Below are 14926 nucleotides of genomic sequence, written 5' to 3' on the forward strand. Positions count from 1 at the left end.
TACATGTCCGCCGCGCCGCTAGACCTTGCGATCATCCTGCCCACGCTGAATGAGCGCGATAATCTCGCCCCATTGATTGAGCGGATCGAGAGCGCGCTCGGCATTGATGGTTGGGAAGTCCTGATCGTCGACGATAACTCCGCAGATGGAACGGCGGATGAGGCACGGCGATTGTCTCTGACTGACCGGCGCGTGCGGGTGATCCAGCGTATTGGCAGGCGCGGGCTATCCAGCGCTGTTATCGAGGGTTTTTGCGCGACTGCCGCGCCCTACGCAGCCGTGATGGATGCCGATCATCAGCATGATCCGGGGATATTGGCTGATTTGCTCGCTGCGGTGAAGGGAGGCGAGACAGATATCGCTGTTGCAAGCCGCTTTGCAGAGGGTGCCAGCACAGAGGATTGGGCGAACCCTGATCGGGAGAAGCTCTCAGGACTTGCCAATATGCTGGCGCGGCGGATTACTGGCGTCGACTTGAGTGATCCGATGAGCGGATTTTTCCTGATGCGATCAGAGACTGTCCGCGACCTGGCTCCAAAGCTTTCGGGGATTGGTTTCAAGATACTGCTCGATGTGCTCGCGACTGCTGAGAAACCGCTGCGGGTCAAAGAGTTTCCCATGCGCTTTGGTGCACGGCGTTCTGGCGAATCCAAGCTTGATCGCGCGATTGCGTTCGATTTTCTTGCGGGCCTTTATGACAAGAGTTTTGGCCGCGTAATCCCGACCCGCTTTGCCATGTTCGGCACTGTCGGAGCGATGGGCGTGCTGGTGCATATGGCGGTGCTGTATCTGGTGCTGCTCGCGGCAGGCGCAGGCTTCTCGCTGGGACAGGCGATTGCGACTTTCGCTGCGATGAGTTTCAACTTCTGGCTCAATAATTTCCTAACTTACCGCGACCGGCGCCTGAAAACTGCTGGCGAAGTGTTCCGCGGTTGGGCGAGCTTCATTGCGGCATGCTCTATAGGTGCTTTTGCCAATGTCGCGGTCGCAACGACACTGCACGATCGCGGGCTGCACGCAGTTCTCGCCGCGCTGGTTGGCATCGGCATCGGTTCAGTATGGAATTACGCGCTGTCCAGCCGCTTCGTCTGGGGCCGCTTTCGGCAAGGGCAATAGAACCGCGTCAGCGCCAGCTTTCAAGCCATGCCCAAGCCAGAAACGACATCGGGCCCTGAAGTGGCGCGGCGCTGAGTATCGGATAAAAATATGCAAACACTGCGATGCTTCCAGCGACCGGAGTGATCGCCAACCAGCGATGTCCTGACTGCCACAACTCGTCCAGAGTCATCGCGAGTGCCGCGAGCAACACCATGCTGGGGAAGAAATAATGGTAGTAGAACTGTATCGGCTTGGCCGCGAGGATCCAGAAACCCAGACCAACAACGAACAGCGCAGTGACCGCGATTGATGCAGGATCGCGACGAGTCGCGGCGCGATAGGCGGTCCAGGCTATTGCTGGCAGGCCGAGCAGCATTGTGAGCGGATTGCCGATGAGCAGCACGCCCCGCTGCGCGCCATTGATCTCCTCATAGAGATACCAGATTGCCCGGTTGTTCAGTACCCAGTCGTGCCAGACCGATTGGTAAGGGTGCTCCTTCAAGACCTGCGTCTGCAAATCGAGCATGATTTGATGATGGGATACGAGGTTTTCGATTGGTTGCTGTGCAAAGTAGAAGCCGGGAATGAAAGTCGCCGCGTAAACACTAAGAGGGATCAGGCCCAGCCAGAGCGCTGCCTCCAAGAGCGAGACGCCCGGAACCGGCGCGCCGCGCACACTCAGCAACAGCCTTCTTCGACCTGCACTCAACCGGTATGCCAAGAAGCCAAGGCCCGGCAATACTGCATAGGGAATAGCGTTCCACTTGCTCGCCATGGCCAGACCGATCGCCACGCCTGTAATTGCCAGCCTCCAGCGCCCTTGTTCTGGACGGCGGACCGCCGCGGCAAACTGCCATGCGGTGATGGTCAGGAAGCATACAAAGAAGATGTCGAGCATCGCGATGCGTGCGTGAACGAACAGGTGAAATCCAGTCGCGAGCAATAGTCCGTAAGATAATGTCGCGAACCGACTGCGAGTGGCGATCCAGAGTGCACGCATGGCTGCGAAAAGAGTGACAGCGCCTGCCAAAGTAGCAAGTATTCGCCAACCGAATGGAGTGTCGCCGAACAGATATATCGATACTGCAAGCAGTTCTTTGGCGAATAATGGGTGTTCGCGATTGCTGAATATCCCCTGCGCCAGAATGTCTCTCGCCGCCGGGATGTAATGCACCTCATCAAAATACGGTGTGCCGGGGATCGTAAGCCGGATCAGGCACAAACCCCAGAACACGAATGTGACAAAAATGCACCAAACTAACGGATCACGGGTGATATTTGGCTGGGTTTCCACCATGATCAGGGCGTTAATTGTCTTCCTCTGGAAACTCAACACTTTGGCGGAATTCTGCGGTTTGCAAGTTATCTTTGGCCAGTTCACAAATGTAGTCAGACAGAAACCCGTCGCAAAAATGCCTCAATCCGCAGAAATGTCGCTGAAAGTCTTTGCTTGGTAAGAAATTTCTGGAATATGTGCAGGTGGATGGGTTCAAGTAAAAGTAATTACGTTTGGCTCATTCCAAACGAGGAGAATATCGATGCGTTTGAAGACCATTGCTATGGGGACTGCTGCAGCTGCACTCGCAACTGCTCCAGTACTCGCAGCCGACAGCCCGCTGGTACGGAGCGCTGCTCCTGCAGAAGGCGAGTCTGAGTTGGCTGGCACAAGTCTTATTATCGCGCTCTTGGCTGCTGCTGCAGTAGTCGCGGGCATCATCATCATCGCTGATGATGATGACGATCCAGTAAGCGCCTAACGGCGTTTGTCTGGTAAGACATCTGGGGCGGGGAGGAAACTCCTCGCCCCTTTTTGCTGGTCGGGCATTTCAGAGGTTCGCATCAACCTTGATCTAACTGTCGTTCGAGCCAGAACAGACGCGCAGCCATTGCGAGTAAGCCGATGCTAGCCGTGCTCACGACGAACAAAGCCCACAGGCCCACATTCATTCCGACCTTTTTCGCGCGCGCAGCCAGCAGAAAAAACGCAATTCCAACCGATAGCAGCAGATCAAACCAGACCTGTATGCCCCATAGGTTTGTGGTGTGATTGACCCAGACGGGCAGTACGCCCTCCTGCCAGATTGTAACCGCTGTAAATCCCAGAAATGCGCCACATAGCGTTGCGGCAAGGGACGAATTGCCTGCTGAAGGCTTCGCGATCAAAATATACAGAACTGCAATGAGTGTGCTCACCAAGCCAGCGGCGGCGAGTATTTCAAGTGGTGAAAGCATGCCGATCTCTCCGTTTGTGTAGCGACTGCTACAAGTCTTGTATCTGAATGTAGCGATCGCTACAAGAGGCTATGATTTCAACTAGGAAAAACTCTACAACAAGGGGCGAAATGTCGCGTGAAACGCTTCTGCCCGCGATGGCCTCTCACGTATTGGAGCATGGCATTGCAGGTTTAAGCTTGCGACCCTTGGCGAAGGCGGCTGGTACCAGTGACAGGATGCTGATTTATCATTTCGGCAATAAGCAGCAGCTGATTACTGATCTTCTTGCGCACCTGGCGCAAATGTATGCGGCTGGCCTTGACGCACGTGTCGGCGGGCAGCGAGCGACGTCGCGCAAGGAGTGCATACAGCGCATTCTTGTCGAAACTTCCTCTCCGGAAATGGGGCCATTTATGGCGGTGTGGTGGGAGATCGTCGCTGGGTGTGCCCGTGATGTTCCGGGCTATCGCGATGCAGCCGGGCAGATCATGGAACAGTTGCTGGGGTGGCTGGAGACGCAAATGCCCGTTGATGATCCCGATCCACAAGGCGGCGCGCGATACCTTTTGACGTTAATTGAGGGCACGCAAATGCTCGGAGTGATTGGTCAGGGGCGGATCGCCCGACAAGGCCTGATCGCTAGCGGATTGTAAATGCACCACTGATGATGCTTGCCGCGCGTTTCGACCGCGCCTAAGTCGCGACACCATGAAAAAGACAAGCGGTATGGATCGCGCAACCACGCGCAATTGGCGGCCTGCGACGCAAGCTATTCGTGGTGGGACGTGGCGCAGTGAGCATGGTGAGACCAGTGAGGCGTTGTTCCTCACGTCCGGCTACACCTACGATGACGCCGCCACCGTTGCCGAGCGCTTTGCGGGCGAGGCAGAGGGGATGACCTATTCCCGCCTCCAGAACCCCACCGTCGCCATGTTGGAGGAACGGGTTGCCCTGATGGAGGGCGCCGAGGCTTGTCGCGCTCAGGCGAGCGGAATGGCGGCCATGACGGCGGCGCTGCTGTGTCAGCTATCGGCTGGCGATCACGTGGTTGCCGCCCGTGCGGCGTTTGGTTCTTGCCGTTGGTTGGTCGATCAGCTCTGCCCACGCTTCGGCATAGAAACCACCGTTATAGATAGTGCAGACAATGCCGCTTGGGACGCTGCGATCCGCCCCAATACGAAGGTGTTTTTCTTTGAAACGCCCGCCAACCCAACGCTCGATATTGTCGATCTGGATTATGTGTGCGGCCTTGCCAAGGCGCACGGCATCACGACGGTGGTCGACAATGCGTTTGCGACGGCGGCTTTACAGCGTCCGCTTGAGTACGGCGCAGATGTAGTGGCCTATAGTGCGACCAAGCTCATGGATGGGCAGGGGCGCGTTTTGGCTGGTGCCGTCTGCGGCAGCGAGGAGTTTATCAATGAGGTGCTGTTGCCGTTTCAGCGCAATACCGGCCCGAACCTCGCGCCATTCAATGCCTGGGTTGTGCTTAAAGGCCTGGAGACTCTGTCGATGCGAGCGCACCAACAGAGCGCGAACTCGCTTGCGCTGGGGCAGTTTGTCGAGACGAGGGTGCCGCACATCTTACATCCCGGATTGGCGAGTCATCCCGCTCATGAACTTGCGGCCAAGCAGATGGATGCATTCGGGTCTATCTTCGCGTTTGATGTGGGCTCGCGCGAGACCGCCTTTGCCGTTCTCGACGCATTGCGGCTGATCGATATATCCAACAATATTGGGGATTCGCGCAGTCTTATGTGTCATCCTGCCAGCACAACACACGCGGGCATGACGGAGGAGGCGCGGGCGGAAATGGGCGTCACTGAAGGTCTGCTACGGATCAATGTCGGCTTGGAAGATATTGCGGATATCACAGAGGATATGGACCAGGCGCTCGCCAGGGCTGGGCTTTAATGCCGTTGGCGCCGTGCCAATCGCAGAAAACTGAATTCATTGCGTAGCATCCCCGCAATTGGGAGCAGGTTGCCGCAATCTTCATTGTCAGTAAGCGCCAGAAGCGGTGCGATCCCACCTCCGCCGATTGCTTCCATCAACAACCCTTCATCGCGGGTCATTCCTGCGGCGCAGCAGGGCGCGATGCGGATCGTCCGGTGAGAGGTTTGAGCAAGTTCATGGACCAAGCAGCGGATGAGTGTGAGCGGTTTGCGAAAGCGCACGCCGAAAGCGTGCATGGCGAACAGTGCAGCCTGCGCATCCTGATGGCCGCCCATGGCGGTGCGTCGTGCGATGAGTAGGCCTGAGCGCTCTAATCTGCACTCGGGCAGCGGGAGCGTCAGAGTGTGAGCGCATTTTCGAGCGTTGTTGTGGGGCATGTCTTTCTCCGCGAGTCGCAATTTAGAATACGCTAATGCAAATCATTCGCAACTAACTAATGCAAAGAACAGGGGACTCGTCGATCCATAGTGACGGCGGCGAGGTCGGCGTGTAGGCTTTGCCAAACGTATGATGGGGAGAGGTGCGCCGTGCCAAAAACGCTTGAATTTCTTTTCGATTTTGTCAGCCCGAATGGCTATCTCGCATGGTATCCAGTGAAAGATGTGGTCGCACGTACGGGGGCTAAGCTAAAGGTCACGCCGGTGTTTCTGGGCGGGATGCACAAGCTCACCGGAAACGCACCGCCGATGATCCGCGACAAGGATGTGAAGGGCAAAGTCGAGTATGGTATGCTCGAAATCAGGCGCTTCATCCAGAAACACGGGTTTGATAAGTTCGCGATGCACCCGCAATTTCCGTTCAACTCGGTTAGCTTTCAGCGCATGTTGCTCGCGGTCGAGGGTGAGGAGCGAAACAGGCTTGTCGACACTTTGCTACCGGCATTGTGGGAGCAGGGCGTCCCCATCGATGATCCGGCGGCGATAGGGTCGGTTTTGGCCGAAGCTGGCTTCGATGCCGAGGCATTGTTTGCCAAGACTCAGGATCCGGCAATCAAGCAGCAATTGGTCGATAACACCCAAGGCGCGGTAGATCGCGGCGCGTTTGGCATCCCGACATTCTACATCGGCGATGAGATGTTCTTTGGAAAAGAGCGGCTCGCGCAGATTGAGGAAGAGCTGGCAAATTAGGCGGGTCGCGCCCTGATGGCGGGCCACACCTGCGGCATTGTCGCAACGCATCTGGGTAAAGAGTCAAAAACCCCCTTGAGAGCGAGCCGTTTCGGGTTAGCTTACGACTCATGAGCATCAAGGCCCTGTTCCATCACGCCGCTATCACCGACGACGTCGCGGTACGCGTTTCGGTAAATTTTTTGCCTGAACAGTCTCAGCCGGAAATCGGCAAGTGGTTCTGGGTGTATCACATCCGCATTGAGAACCTTTCGCGCGAACGGATTCAGCTGATCAGCCGACATTGGCGGATCACCGATGCATTGGGCAAGGTAAGCCATGTCGATGGTGACGGCGTTGTGGGAGAGAAGCCGGTGCTGCAACCCGGCGCATCGCACGATTATGTCTCTGGATGCCCGCTGGAAACACCGCATGGGTCGATGGAAGGTTTCTACACTTTCCATCGCGAAGACGGCTCACCGATGGAAGTGCGTATCCCGTTCTTCCCACTATCCGCGCCTGCGACTGCGGATTAGCGGATCATAAGAATTCTATCGCTAGGAAACCGGGTCAAACCAGCTTTCCGGGTCATCCTCCCGATCAAATTTCCCGATCTTGATCTTGGGTTCCAGATCCAGCCATGCGGCAAGCACCTCAAGGTCCTTAGTCACCGGATAATTGCCCAGAGCTGCGCGGCTTTCATCCAGCCTCAGCACCAGTTTCTTTTTGCGCACGGCCAGCGTGCTGGTGAGCATCGACACGCGCGAAGCGGCCCCCAAACGGTGCCCTAGTCGAAAGCCGAGACCCCAGGTCAGCCCTTCGCGCAAATCCTCGTCATTGGCGAGCCGTCGGAAAGCGCTTGGCACCGCAGTACGGCCCAGGCTGCCGAACAATGCAGCGGCGATCATCGCGCGGCCACGCGGGGTCAGCCCTATCCAACGTTTGTCGAGCGCCCATTCCGTGGCGTGATTGACCCGCAAATTTGGTTCCACGCGGTGCAGCGCAACCGCCAATTGCGCGGCGGCCAGCCGGAGGCGCTCATTTACCGAGCCATCGCCCTGCGCCAGTTCCACACTCCACGCGGCAAGGCGTGCAGCGCCTGTAATCGATGAATCGCGCGGCGCAGCGAAAGCATCAACACCTGCCAGCAAGGGGTCCTTCACCTGATCCAGATCAGTAAGCCTGCTGTATAACAACCCCTCGCGCAGCCCCCATGAGGAGAAAACCAGCTGCGTCGGATCAATCGTCTCCAGCATCGGTTGCAGAAGAGCCGCCGCATCGGGCAGATATCCCGCGCGCATCGGACTGATCCCGCGTATGCCCTGCAAAGTATCGGGATCGCTACGCACCAGTTTGCGTGCAAGCCGGGCGGCTTCTTCCGGATGGAGCTCAAAACCATGCGGGTCGGTTAGCGGGTAATCGATATTGTCCATTGCATAGGCGGCAAAGGCCCGCCACGTGCCGCCGATCATGTATAGCGGTAGGGTTCCCCGACCTGCGAAGCCAGCATCTTCCAGGGCGCCTCTAACCGTTTTGCCAAACCGACCGTTTTTGCGCAGCGCGGGTAGCCGCAGTGTACCAAACGGCATGGTCACCGCACCGCTGGCCGTTCCATCGGCAATCGACACCATTTCCAGACTGCCGCCGCCGAGATCGGCAACGATCCCGTTCGCATCTGGAAACGCCCCGATTGCTCCCATGGCTGATGCGGTTGCCTCTTCCTCCCCACTCAGTAGGCGAGGGCTAAAGCCGAGCGCCTGAACCTTGCCGATGAACTTGTCGCCATTGCTGGCGTCGCGTGCGGCCGCAGTTGCCACGGTTTGTACGTCATCGATGCCAAGGTCTTGAATTATCAGGGCGTGGCGAGCGAGGGCGCCCAGCGCCTCTTCCTGTGCTTCCTTTGGGATTTTGCCTGTTTTTGAAAGATCACGCCCCAGCCGTGCAGCGACTTTCTCGTTCCAGATAACCTCAGGTGCGCGCTCTGCGCCGGAGTAAATGACCATGCGGACCGTGTTTGATCCGATGTCGATAACAGCCTTCACCCGATGGGATCGTTGGCTGCGTTTACCCCTCTTCGTTTGGCTCATTCACTACTCTTGTGCAGGGTCAAAATTGGTACGGCATGATGTTCCAATGCAGCACCGCGCCCGGACAGGGAAGGGTTGCTCATAAAATACTGGTGGCAATTGAAGCGCAGGTCCGCCGATATGTCCGCCTCCCTTGCGCGCCGATATTCCCCGTCTGGCCCCAAGAGCCAGCTCTGCTCTGTATCGATAATGTTCGCCAGCATCACTTGGTCCAGCAGCTGATCATGCACAGTTCGGTTCTTGATCGGCACCAAAACTTCAACCCGGCGATAGAGATTGCGCGACATCGCATCAGCGCTGGTCATGAAAACCTTCGCCTTTTTGTTGGGTAGGTCATCGCCATTGGCGAACGCCCACAGGCGGCCATGCTCCAGAAACCGTCCGATGATCGATTTGACCTGAATGTTCTCCGAAAGGCCGGGAATACCGGCGCGCAGGCAACAGATGCCCCGAACGACCAGCTTTATCTCCACGCCTGCCTGGCTGGCCGCATACAGCCGATCAATCGTCTCACGGTGCGTGATAGAGTTCAGCTTTGCCCAGATGCCAGCGGGTTTACCCGCCTTGGCGTTGGCAATCTCTGTATCGATCATCTCGTACAGCGTGTCGGCGAGACTGATAGGGGAAATCGCAAGCTTTTCCAGCTTGTTCGGCTCGATATAGCCGGTCACAAAATTAAACAGCTTGGCAGCATCGCGGCCTAGAGCCTTGTCAGCCGTAAAATAGCTGAAATCGGTGTAAATCCGCGCGTTGACAGGGTGATAATTGCCGGTGCCGAAGTGGCAATAGGTCCGGTATCCTTCCTCCTCGCGGCGTACGACCAGGCTAACCTTTGCGTGGGTCTTGTACTCGGTGAAGCCATAGATCACCTGAACCCCGGCGCGTTCCAGCTCGTTCGCCCAGTGCAGGTTTCGTTCTTCATCAAACCGGGCCTTGATCTCGACCACCGCAGTCACCGCTTTCCCAGCCTCCGCTGCGTCGATGAGCGCGGCGATTACCGGCGATTGATCGCCTGCGCGATACAGCGTCTGTTTGATCGAGACGACATTGGGGTCAGATGCTGCCTGCCGTAAAAAGTCGACCACCACCTCAAAACTCTCATAGGGGTGATGAATGATGATGTCTTTTTCGCGAATGGCAGAAAAGCAGTCGCCGTCATGGGCGAGAATGCGCTCTGGATACCGCGGATCATAGGGCGCAAACTTCAGATCAGGGCGCGGTTCGTTGCAGATTGCATCCAGATCATGCAGGCCAAGCATTCCGCCGCTCTTAATGACCATGGCCGAATCGACGTTGAACTGTTCGCGCAGCAGAATTTCCGCCTCGCTATCGCATTCATGGTCTACCTCAAGCATCACCGCACGGCCACGTCGACGCCGTTGTATCGCGGTGCGGAAGAAGCGAACAAGATCCTCTGCCTCTTCCTCAATCTCGATGTCACTATCGCGTAAAACGCGGAAATAGCCATCGCCAGCGATCTTGAAATCTGGAAACAGCAAATGCGCAAATTGCGTAATGAGTTTCTCGATCGCGACATAGACCGCTTCCTCACCCGGAATACGCACGAAGCGCGGGGCGCCGCTGGGGATCAGCACCATCTCCATCAGGCCCGGCTTTCGCTTGCCCCGCTTAAGGCGGAAGATCAGGCCCATCCCCAGATTGGACACGAAGGGGAAGGGGTGTGAGGGATCAATCGCCTGCGGCGTGATCAGCGGCAATATGTCATTGGTGAAATAGGTTTCGAGCCAGCTTAGCTGTTCCTGTGTCAGATCATCCAAATCCGGGATCAGGACATCCTCTTCCGCCAGAAGTTTCTGCAAAGTCGCGAGAATACTCTGCTGCCGCTCCTCAATCTGCAGAACTTCTGCTCGGATCGCCTCTAACTGCTGAAGCGGGCTTGTGCCGTCAATTGCGGTGGTTTCGATTCCGCGGCTTGCCTGACCCTCAAGCCCGGCAATGCGGATCATTGTAAACTCATCGAGATTGCTGGCTGAAATGGACAGAAATCGTAGTCGCTCCAGCAGCGGGTAGCGCTCGTTCGCTGCTTCCGCCAACACACGGCGGTTAAAGGCCAGCCAGCTCATTTCGCGATTGACGTAGCGATCCTCTGGCCCCTCAAAGCCGCCAGAAACGGTATCGCCAGTGTCCGGCGAATCGTTGGCTGGTTCTGGGCTTCGCTGTTCCATATCAGGGTGCTTTTTAGCTTTTGGCGGTCAAGAATTGGTGCGGCAATCGCTTTGGAATGCCGCTGAACGTCCCGCTATAGCATAGGTTTCGCGATGGCGACTTGTTTCCTTGGGTCGACACAATTAAGTCGCATCCCGCTATGAAGCGTACGCATCTACCCTTGAACGCGCTGCGAGTTTTCGACGCAGCTGCCCGGCATTTGTCTTTTACCCGTGCTGCGGACGAGCTGGCAGTGACGCCTGCCGCCGTCGGTCAACAGATCCGCGCATTGGAAGATCACCTGGGGACGGTTCTGTTTCGCCGCACCAGTAAAGGCCTCGAACTGACCGAGGAAGGCTGCGCGGGCCTCGATGCTTTGCGCGAGGGCTTCCTCAAGTTTGAGGAAAGCGTCCAGGCGATGCAGGCGGGCCAATCCAGCGATCGCTATACGATTGCCGCGCCGCGCGAATTTTACGCGCAATGGCTCGCACCAAAACTGGCGGAGTTTTCGAAAGAGAACCCCGGTGTGCAGTTTATCTTTGTGGCTGATGAGAATGCTGACTTCACCGAATCGAACCTGGATTTCGCGATCCGGCTGGTTGATGGACCGGGCGATCTTGAGGGGGTTGAGCTTGCGCCCGCGAGCCGGGTGACGGTCGCCGCGAAGACGGATGATGGCTCAGTTCCTGAAAACTGGATCAGCTGGGGGCCAGACGTGCCAGAGGGGGCAGAGGTCACAATCACGGTCAGCAATGCAGGACAGGCGCTGTCGAGCGCGATGGCGGGGCTGGGCAAGGCACGGCTGCCGGAACTGCTGGTGGTGGATCAGATCGCGGCGGATCGGCTGGTCGCTCTCGAGGGGCCGGAGCCCGGTCTGCGCGCCTATTGGCTCGTCGCGCCGCTGCCGCAATGGCGGCAGAAGAAGGTGAAGGCGCTGGTGAGCTTCTTGGCTGAAGGATAAGGTCTAGTCGAGTTCGGCGAGCGACCAGCGAGCCGCAAGCGCGACCGCGCGCCCGCAGCGACCGGTAGGGAGCGAGGAGATCGCAGCACGGAGGTGCTGCGGAAATCAAAATATGGCACATATTCCAATCCTCACCACACCCCGCTTCACAATGCGGCCCCTGCAGCGCAGCGATTGCGCCGCGCTGTTCCCCACGCTGAGCGACGAGATACAGTGCCGCTATCTGACGCGGCCCGCGTTTGAGAGCGAGGAAGAGCTGTGGGGCTGGTTGGCCGATCCGACATGGGATGGGCGGACGTGGATAGCCGAAGATACCGACGGCCCGAACAAGGGGCACGTCGCCGGGCGCTTTGTCGCGATGCCCGCGCATGAGGATGGCGTTTCAGAGATAGGCTATATCGTGTGCATGAACCGTCAGGGGCAGGGCGTCGCGAGCGAATGTATGGCCGCGCTGGCCGAATATCTCTTCACCAAAGACGCGCATCGCAAGCTTACCGCAGAGGTCGACGTGGACAACACTGCGTCGATCAAGCTACTGGAAAAGCAGGGTTTTACCCGCGAGGCATACTTCCGCGAGCATGAGACAACGCATATCGGACTGCGCGACGTGCTGTGGTATGGAAAGCTGAGCGCCGACTAGGGTTTTGTGTCCCGCAAGACCGCCGCGTTTTCATGCAGCGTCTTGGAGAGATCCATCCCTGTGATCAGCGCGCGGCCCGCCAGCTTGTTATCCGCCATATGCTCGACCAGCGCGATCAGGTCCTTGGTCTGCGCGTTCCGCTCCTCCCGCACCAGCGCCCGCGCCGCGTCCAGCGCGGCTTCCTCCGCCTCGGCATAGACTGCGTCGCTCGGCTTCTCCCGCGCTGGCCCATAGATGTGCGGCAGACGCTGAGCGAGCAGGAACCGCAGCAGCGCGTTATCCGGCTTGTCCCACCAGCCGAGGATCTCGCCGTGGCTGACAATGGGCGTGCGAGTGCCGGTGATGGCTCGCTCCATCGCGACATCCTCCAGCCGCTGCACCCCGCGCTCCAACGCCGCGTCCCAGGCGGCCGCAAACCCCTCCGCCCCCGGCATTCGACGTAGTTTGTAGAGCGCCTCCAGCGATTTGCCGATGGTCCGCGCGGCGTGCTTGACGATGCCCGTCGCGGCGAGCGTGGCCACAAAGCGGCGCTGCAAAGGCGGGGTGATGGAGTTCGAACGCGGCGCCTTGTGCAGATACGGCGCGAATTGCAGGAGAGGGTCGTCGTCTTCAGGCGGAATGCCTTGAAAGGCGACAGCAGAGGTCGCTTGGCGGGGGATAGCGCGGGTGGGGGTGGGTTTGTCCAAAGTGACACCTCATTGGCTTGGAATAGTCCGGCGAGCGACCAGTGAGCCGCAAGGCCGACCGGCCGTCGCGCCGAATGGCGCGGAAGCCTAAGTGAGCGGATGCGAACGCCGGCGCTTGAGGCTAAACAAAAAACTCTCTCTCCGCTTGGTCGAACTTCATAGGCAGGCACTCGGCGTCTGAGCGCAAGGTCACGAGGTCAGTCCAAGAACACACAGAGTCTTTGTTTTCCGCACGACCTCCGTCGTGCGATATCCTCGCAGCTTGCGGACAAGTCCGCGCTGCTGCGGGCGGCCTTTGGCCTTGCGGCGCTTCGCGCCGATATCAATAAATTCTCCCACACAGGATCAGCTCATTGCGGACATGACGGCGGAGGATTTTGGGGTCGGTTTTGGGTGGGCTACTGCCCTCATGTAGCGAAGCGGTAGGGCGCAAATGACCCCCAATTTGCCCGGTCGCCACCTGATGCTCCCACCGGCGCATGGCGTCGCGCGTGTCGGGGTCGCCAGCGGGGGAGAGGGTCGTGCCATTGATACGGTCGAGCGGGCCATCCGATGGCGGCTGCGAGCCAAGCCGGACGGTGGGATCATAGGGCGGTTGGTAATAAGGCGGCTTTAGCACTGACTGTCCTCCAGGGCTTCGGGGGCAAGAAGGCAAAGCAGGTTTCAACGAAGTAGGAAAATGGTTTTAGTCAGCCGGTAATCCGGTGGACGATGAGCGAGTGCAAGCGATCTGCGATCATTGTTAAGATTACTCTTAGTCATGCTTTGTATTGACCATGTCAAAGGTTTCTTCATCGATCTTAGGGCTGAACTGGAAACCAATTTCGGCACCTTCGTGCCTTACTACTTCCATTCCCGGGTTTCGATACGGTACCGGTCAAAATGCCTCATAATTGGGAGGAGGCGAAGCTTGTTGGAACCTAAATCTGCTAATGCGTGTATGAGGACGTCGGGTTGAAATGAGACCACATCTGAGATCTGGGAGTTGGGATAATCAATTTTGCACAATTCTCTATTGAGAGGGTCGCGCGCCCTGATGTGATTGTGTTTGAAACGACCATCATTTTTCGGCAATAATGTATGAATGAGGAGGTTGTGATCTAAATACTGCGACCAAGACAAAGGGCCCGGCTGGAACGTCTCGTCCTCTGAAAACCGCCTCCAGAACTGAACTGCCACTGGCCTTTTAACGAAGCCTGTATCTTCGTAGGTGACAAACTCGAACCAAGAACCATAGCGTTTCTGCAAGGCTGCATTGCCTCCAAAAAACGGATCAATAATCAAGTTGGCAACTCGATAAATCAATGCGATATCCAGTGTGCCCGCTACACTATAGGCTTGGTCGTGCATCCCACCGATGAAATCATTTGTTCCACTTCCACCAACAAGAAACAAATGCTTAGTGTCGAATGCCTCCATGTTTGCAGTGCGCAAATAGTAGTTGCAGCTTGTCATATCTCGCGGTTTTGGAGCAAAGTGTGTTGCTATATGAATGTGGCGTTTTTCATCCTGATGAAAGTTACAGCGTTCGATGCATTCGCCCAGCGGATAGTACTCTGTTCCACCCTTGGTGAATTGGAATAGTTTACTCAGTACTCGTTTGCATAGATCCACAGATCCAGAGTACTGAAATGCTGTGTGGCCAAATATTATGGTCTTTTGCTCGATGGAGTGCGGGTATGAATTTCCAAAACTGACGTTGCGTTCATGGGCCATGTGGGGCAAAATTATTTCAGAATTATTTGGATTGCCGGTGGTAACTAGTACGTCCGAAAAAAGGACGAAATAACTACCTGAGGTCTGCGGTCCGCCTGAGAGAATAAAAGTCATTGATGTGATTCCCCGTTTTTGGTCGTCGGTTATCTCTCAGCCTTCGCAGTTAGAATATTGCATGCCATTTTCAATATGCCGGAAGTTGATGGCCCCTTGACCCCCACACTCTGCCCAGCTAAGGGCGCGCAGCTTGTTGGGAACACCGAGTTTCCTACCAACAGAATTTTAAGCTGAACATT

General features: G+C 57.1%; 16 protein-coding genes. 8 read left to right on the forward strand and 8 right to left on the reverse strand.

Going from position 1 to position 14926, the window contains the following annotated elements; genetic code table 11:
• The first annotated feature begins 3 nt into the window (after nt 1-3).
• Nucleotides 4-1116, forward strand: coding sequence for a glycosyltransferase (locus tag ACZ1GM_RS06810; protein ID WP_472678363.1), 1113 nt, complete (start codon nt 4-6; stop codon nt 1114-1116).
• A 7-nt stretch (nt 1117-1123) separates the two neighbouring features.
• Here ACZ1GM_RS06810 and ACZ1GM_RS06815 read toward each other — a convergent pair whose 3' ends face one another.
• Nucleotides 1124-2395, reverse strand: a complete 1272-nt coding sequence (locus ACZ1GM_RS06815; RefSeq protein WP_472678364.1) for a phospholipid carrier-dependent glycosyltransferase — start codon at nt 2393-2395, stop codon at nt 1124-1126.
• Nucleotides 2396-2636: 241 nt separating this feature from the next.
• On the opposite strand from ACZ1GM_RS06815, the gene ACZ1GM_RS06820 reads away from it, so the two are divergent.
• Complete coding sequence (locus tag ACZ1GM_RS06820; RefSeq protein ID WP_472678365.1) at nt 2637-2855, forward strand: hypothetical protein; 219 nt, start codon at nt 2637-2639, stop codon at nt 2853-2855.
• An 82-nt stretch (nt 2856-2937) separates the two neighbouring features.
• On the opposite strand, the gene ACZ1GM_RS06825 is transcribed toward ACZ1GM_RS06820, so the two are convergent.
• Nucleotides 2938-3330, reverse strand: a complete 393-nt coding sequence (locus ACZ1GM_RS06825; RefSeq protein WP_472678367.1) for a hypothetical protein — start codon at nt 3328-3330, stop codon at nt 2938-2940.
• A 110-nt stretch (nt 3331-3440) separates the two neighbouring features.
• Here ACZ1GM_RS06825 and ACZ1GM_RS06830 point away from each other — a divergent pair, with 110 nt between their 5' ends.
• Together ACZ1GM_RS06830 and ACZ1GM_RS06835 are read left to right on the forward strand one after the other, a co-directional pair.
• A complete protein-coding gene (locus ACZ1GM_RS06830; RefSeq protein ID WP_472678368.1) occupies nt 3441-3965 on the forward strand; it encodes a TetR/AcrR family transcriptional regulator in 525 nt (174 codons plus the stop codon).
• A 55-nt stretch (nt 3966-4020) separates the two neighbouring features.
• Entirely contained in the window at nt 4021-5226 is a 1206-nt protein-coding gene (locus ACZ1GM_RS06835) for a trans-sulfuration enzyme family protein (protein ID WP_472678369.1), read from the forward strand.
• Here ACZ1GM_RS06835 and ACZ1GM_RS06840 read toward each other — a convergent pair.
• Complete coding sequence (locus tag ACZ1GM_RS06840; protein WP_472678370.1) at nt 5223-5645, reverse strand: DUF6628 family protein; 423 nt, start codon at nt 5643-5645, stop codon at nt 5223-5225. The genes ACZ1GM_RS06835 and ACZ1GM_RS06840 overlap by 4 nt on opposite strands.
• A 150-nt stretch (nt 5646-5795) precedes the next feature.
• Here ACZ1GM_RS06840 and ACZ1GM_RS06845 point away from each other — a divergent pair, with 150 nt between their 5' ends.
• The gene (locus ACZ1GM_RS06845; protein WP_472678371.1) at nt 5796-6395 is read left to right on the forward strand and encodes a 2-hydroxychromene-2-carboxylate isomerase; all 600 of its coding nucleotides are present in this window, start codon (nt 5796-5798) and stop codon (nt 6393-6395) included.
• A gap of 116 nt (nt 6396-6511) precedes the next feature.
• Complete coding sequence (apaG, locus tag ACZ1GM_RS06850) at nt 6512-6910, forward strand: Co2+/Mg2+ efflux protein ApaG (protein WP_472678516.1); 399 nt, start codon at nt 6512-6514, stop codon at nt 6908-6910.
• Nucleotides 6911-6931: 21 nt separating this feature from the next.
• On the opposite strand, the gene ACZ1GM_RS06855 is transcribed toward apaG, so the two are convergent.
• Together ACZ1GM_RS06855 and ACZ1GM_RS06860 are read right to left on the reverse strand one after the other, a co-directional pair.
• Nucleotides 6932-8461, reverse strand: coding sequence for a Ppx/GppA phosphatase family protein (locus ACZ1GM_RS06855; protein WP_472678372.1), 1530 nt, complete (start codon nt 8459-8461; stop codon nt 6932-6934).
• Nucleotides 8458-10647, reverse strand: a complete 2190-nt coding sequence (locus ACZ1GM_RS06860; RefSeq protein ID WP_472678373.1) for an RNA degradosome polyphosphate kinase — start codon at nt 10645-10647, stop codon at nt 8458-8460. The genes ACZ1GM_RS06855 and ACZ1GM_RS06860 overlap by 4 nt, the downstream gene beginning before the upstream one ends.
• 140 nt (nt 10648-10787) lie before the next feature.
• Here ACZ1GM_RS06860 and ACZ1GM_RS06865 point away from each other — a divergent pair, with 140 nt between their 5' ends.
• Nucleotides 10788-11588: a LysR family transcriptional regulator gene (locus tag ACZ1GM_RS06865; protein ID WP_472678374.1), complete on the forward strand. Its 801-nt coding sequence runs from the start codon at nt 10788-10790 to the stop codon at nt 11586-11588.
• A 112-nt stretch (nt 11589-11700) separates the two neighbouring features.
• Nucleotides 11701-12228 (forward strand): GNAT family N-acetyltransferase, encoded by a 528-nt coding sequence (locus tag ACZ1GM_RS06870; protein WP_472678375.1) that lies wholly within the window; start codon nt 11701-11703, stop codon nt 12226-12228.
• Here the strand turns inward: ACZ1GM_RS06870 and ACZ1GM_RS06875 are convergent.
• The 3 genes from ACZ1GM_RS06875 to ACZ1GM_RS06885 form a co-directional block, all read right to left on the reverse strand.
• Nucleotides 12225-12914, reverse strand: a complete 690-nt coding sequence (locus ACZ1GM_RS06875; protein ID WP_472678376.1) for a hypothetical protein — start codon at nt 12912-12914, stop codon at nt 12225-12227. The genes ACZ1GM_RS06870 and ACZ1GM_RS06875 overlap by 4 nt on opposite strands.
• A gap of 322 nt (nt 12915-13236) precedes the next feature.
• A complete protein-coding gene (locus tag ACZ1GM_RS06880; protein WP_472678377.1) occupies nt 13237-13533 on the reverse strand; it encodes a hypothetical protein in 297 nt (98 codons plus the stop codon).
• A gap of 224 nt (nt 13534-13757) precedes the next feature.
• Nucleotides 13758-14744 carry a hypothetical protein gene (locus tag ACZ1GM_RS06885; protein ID WP_472678378.1) on the reverse strand — a complete coding sequence of 329 codons (987 nt, stop codon included), beginning with the start codon at nt 14742-14744 and terminating at the stop codon, nt 13758-13760.
• Between the last annotated feature and the right edge of the window lie 182 nt (nt 14745-14926).

Source organism: Qipengyuania sp. JB2-7 (assembly GCF_055693485.1).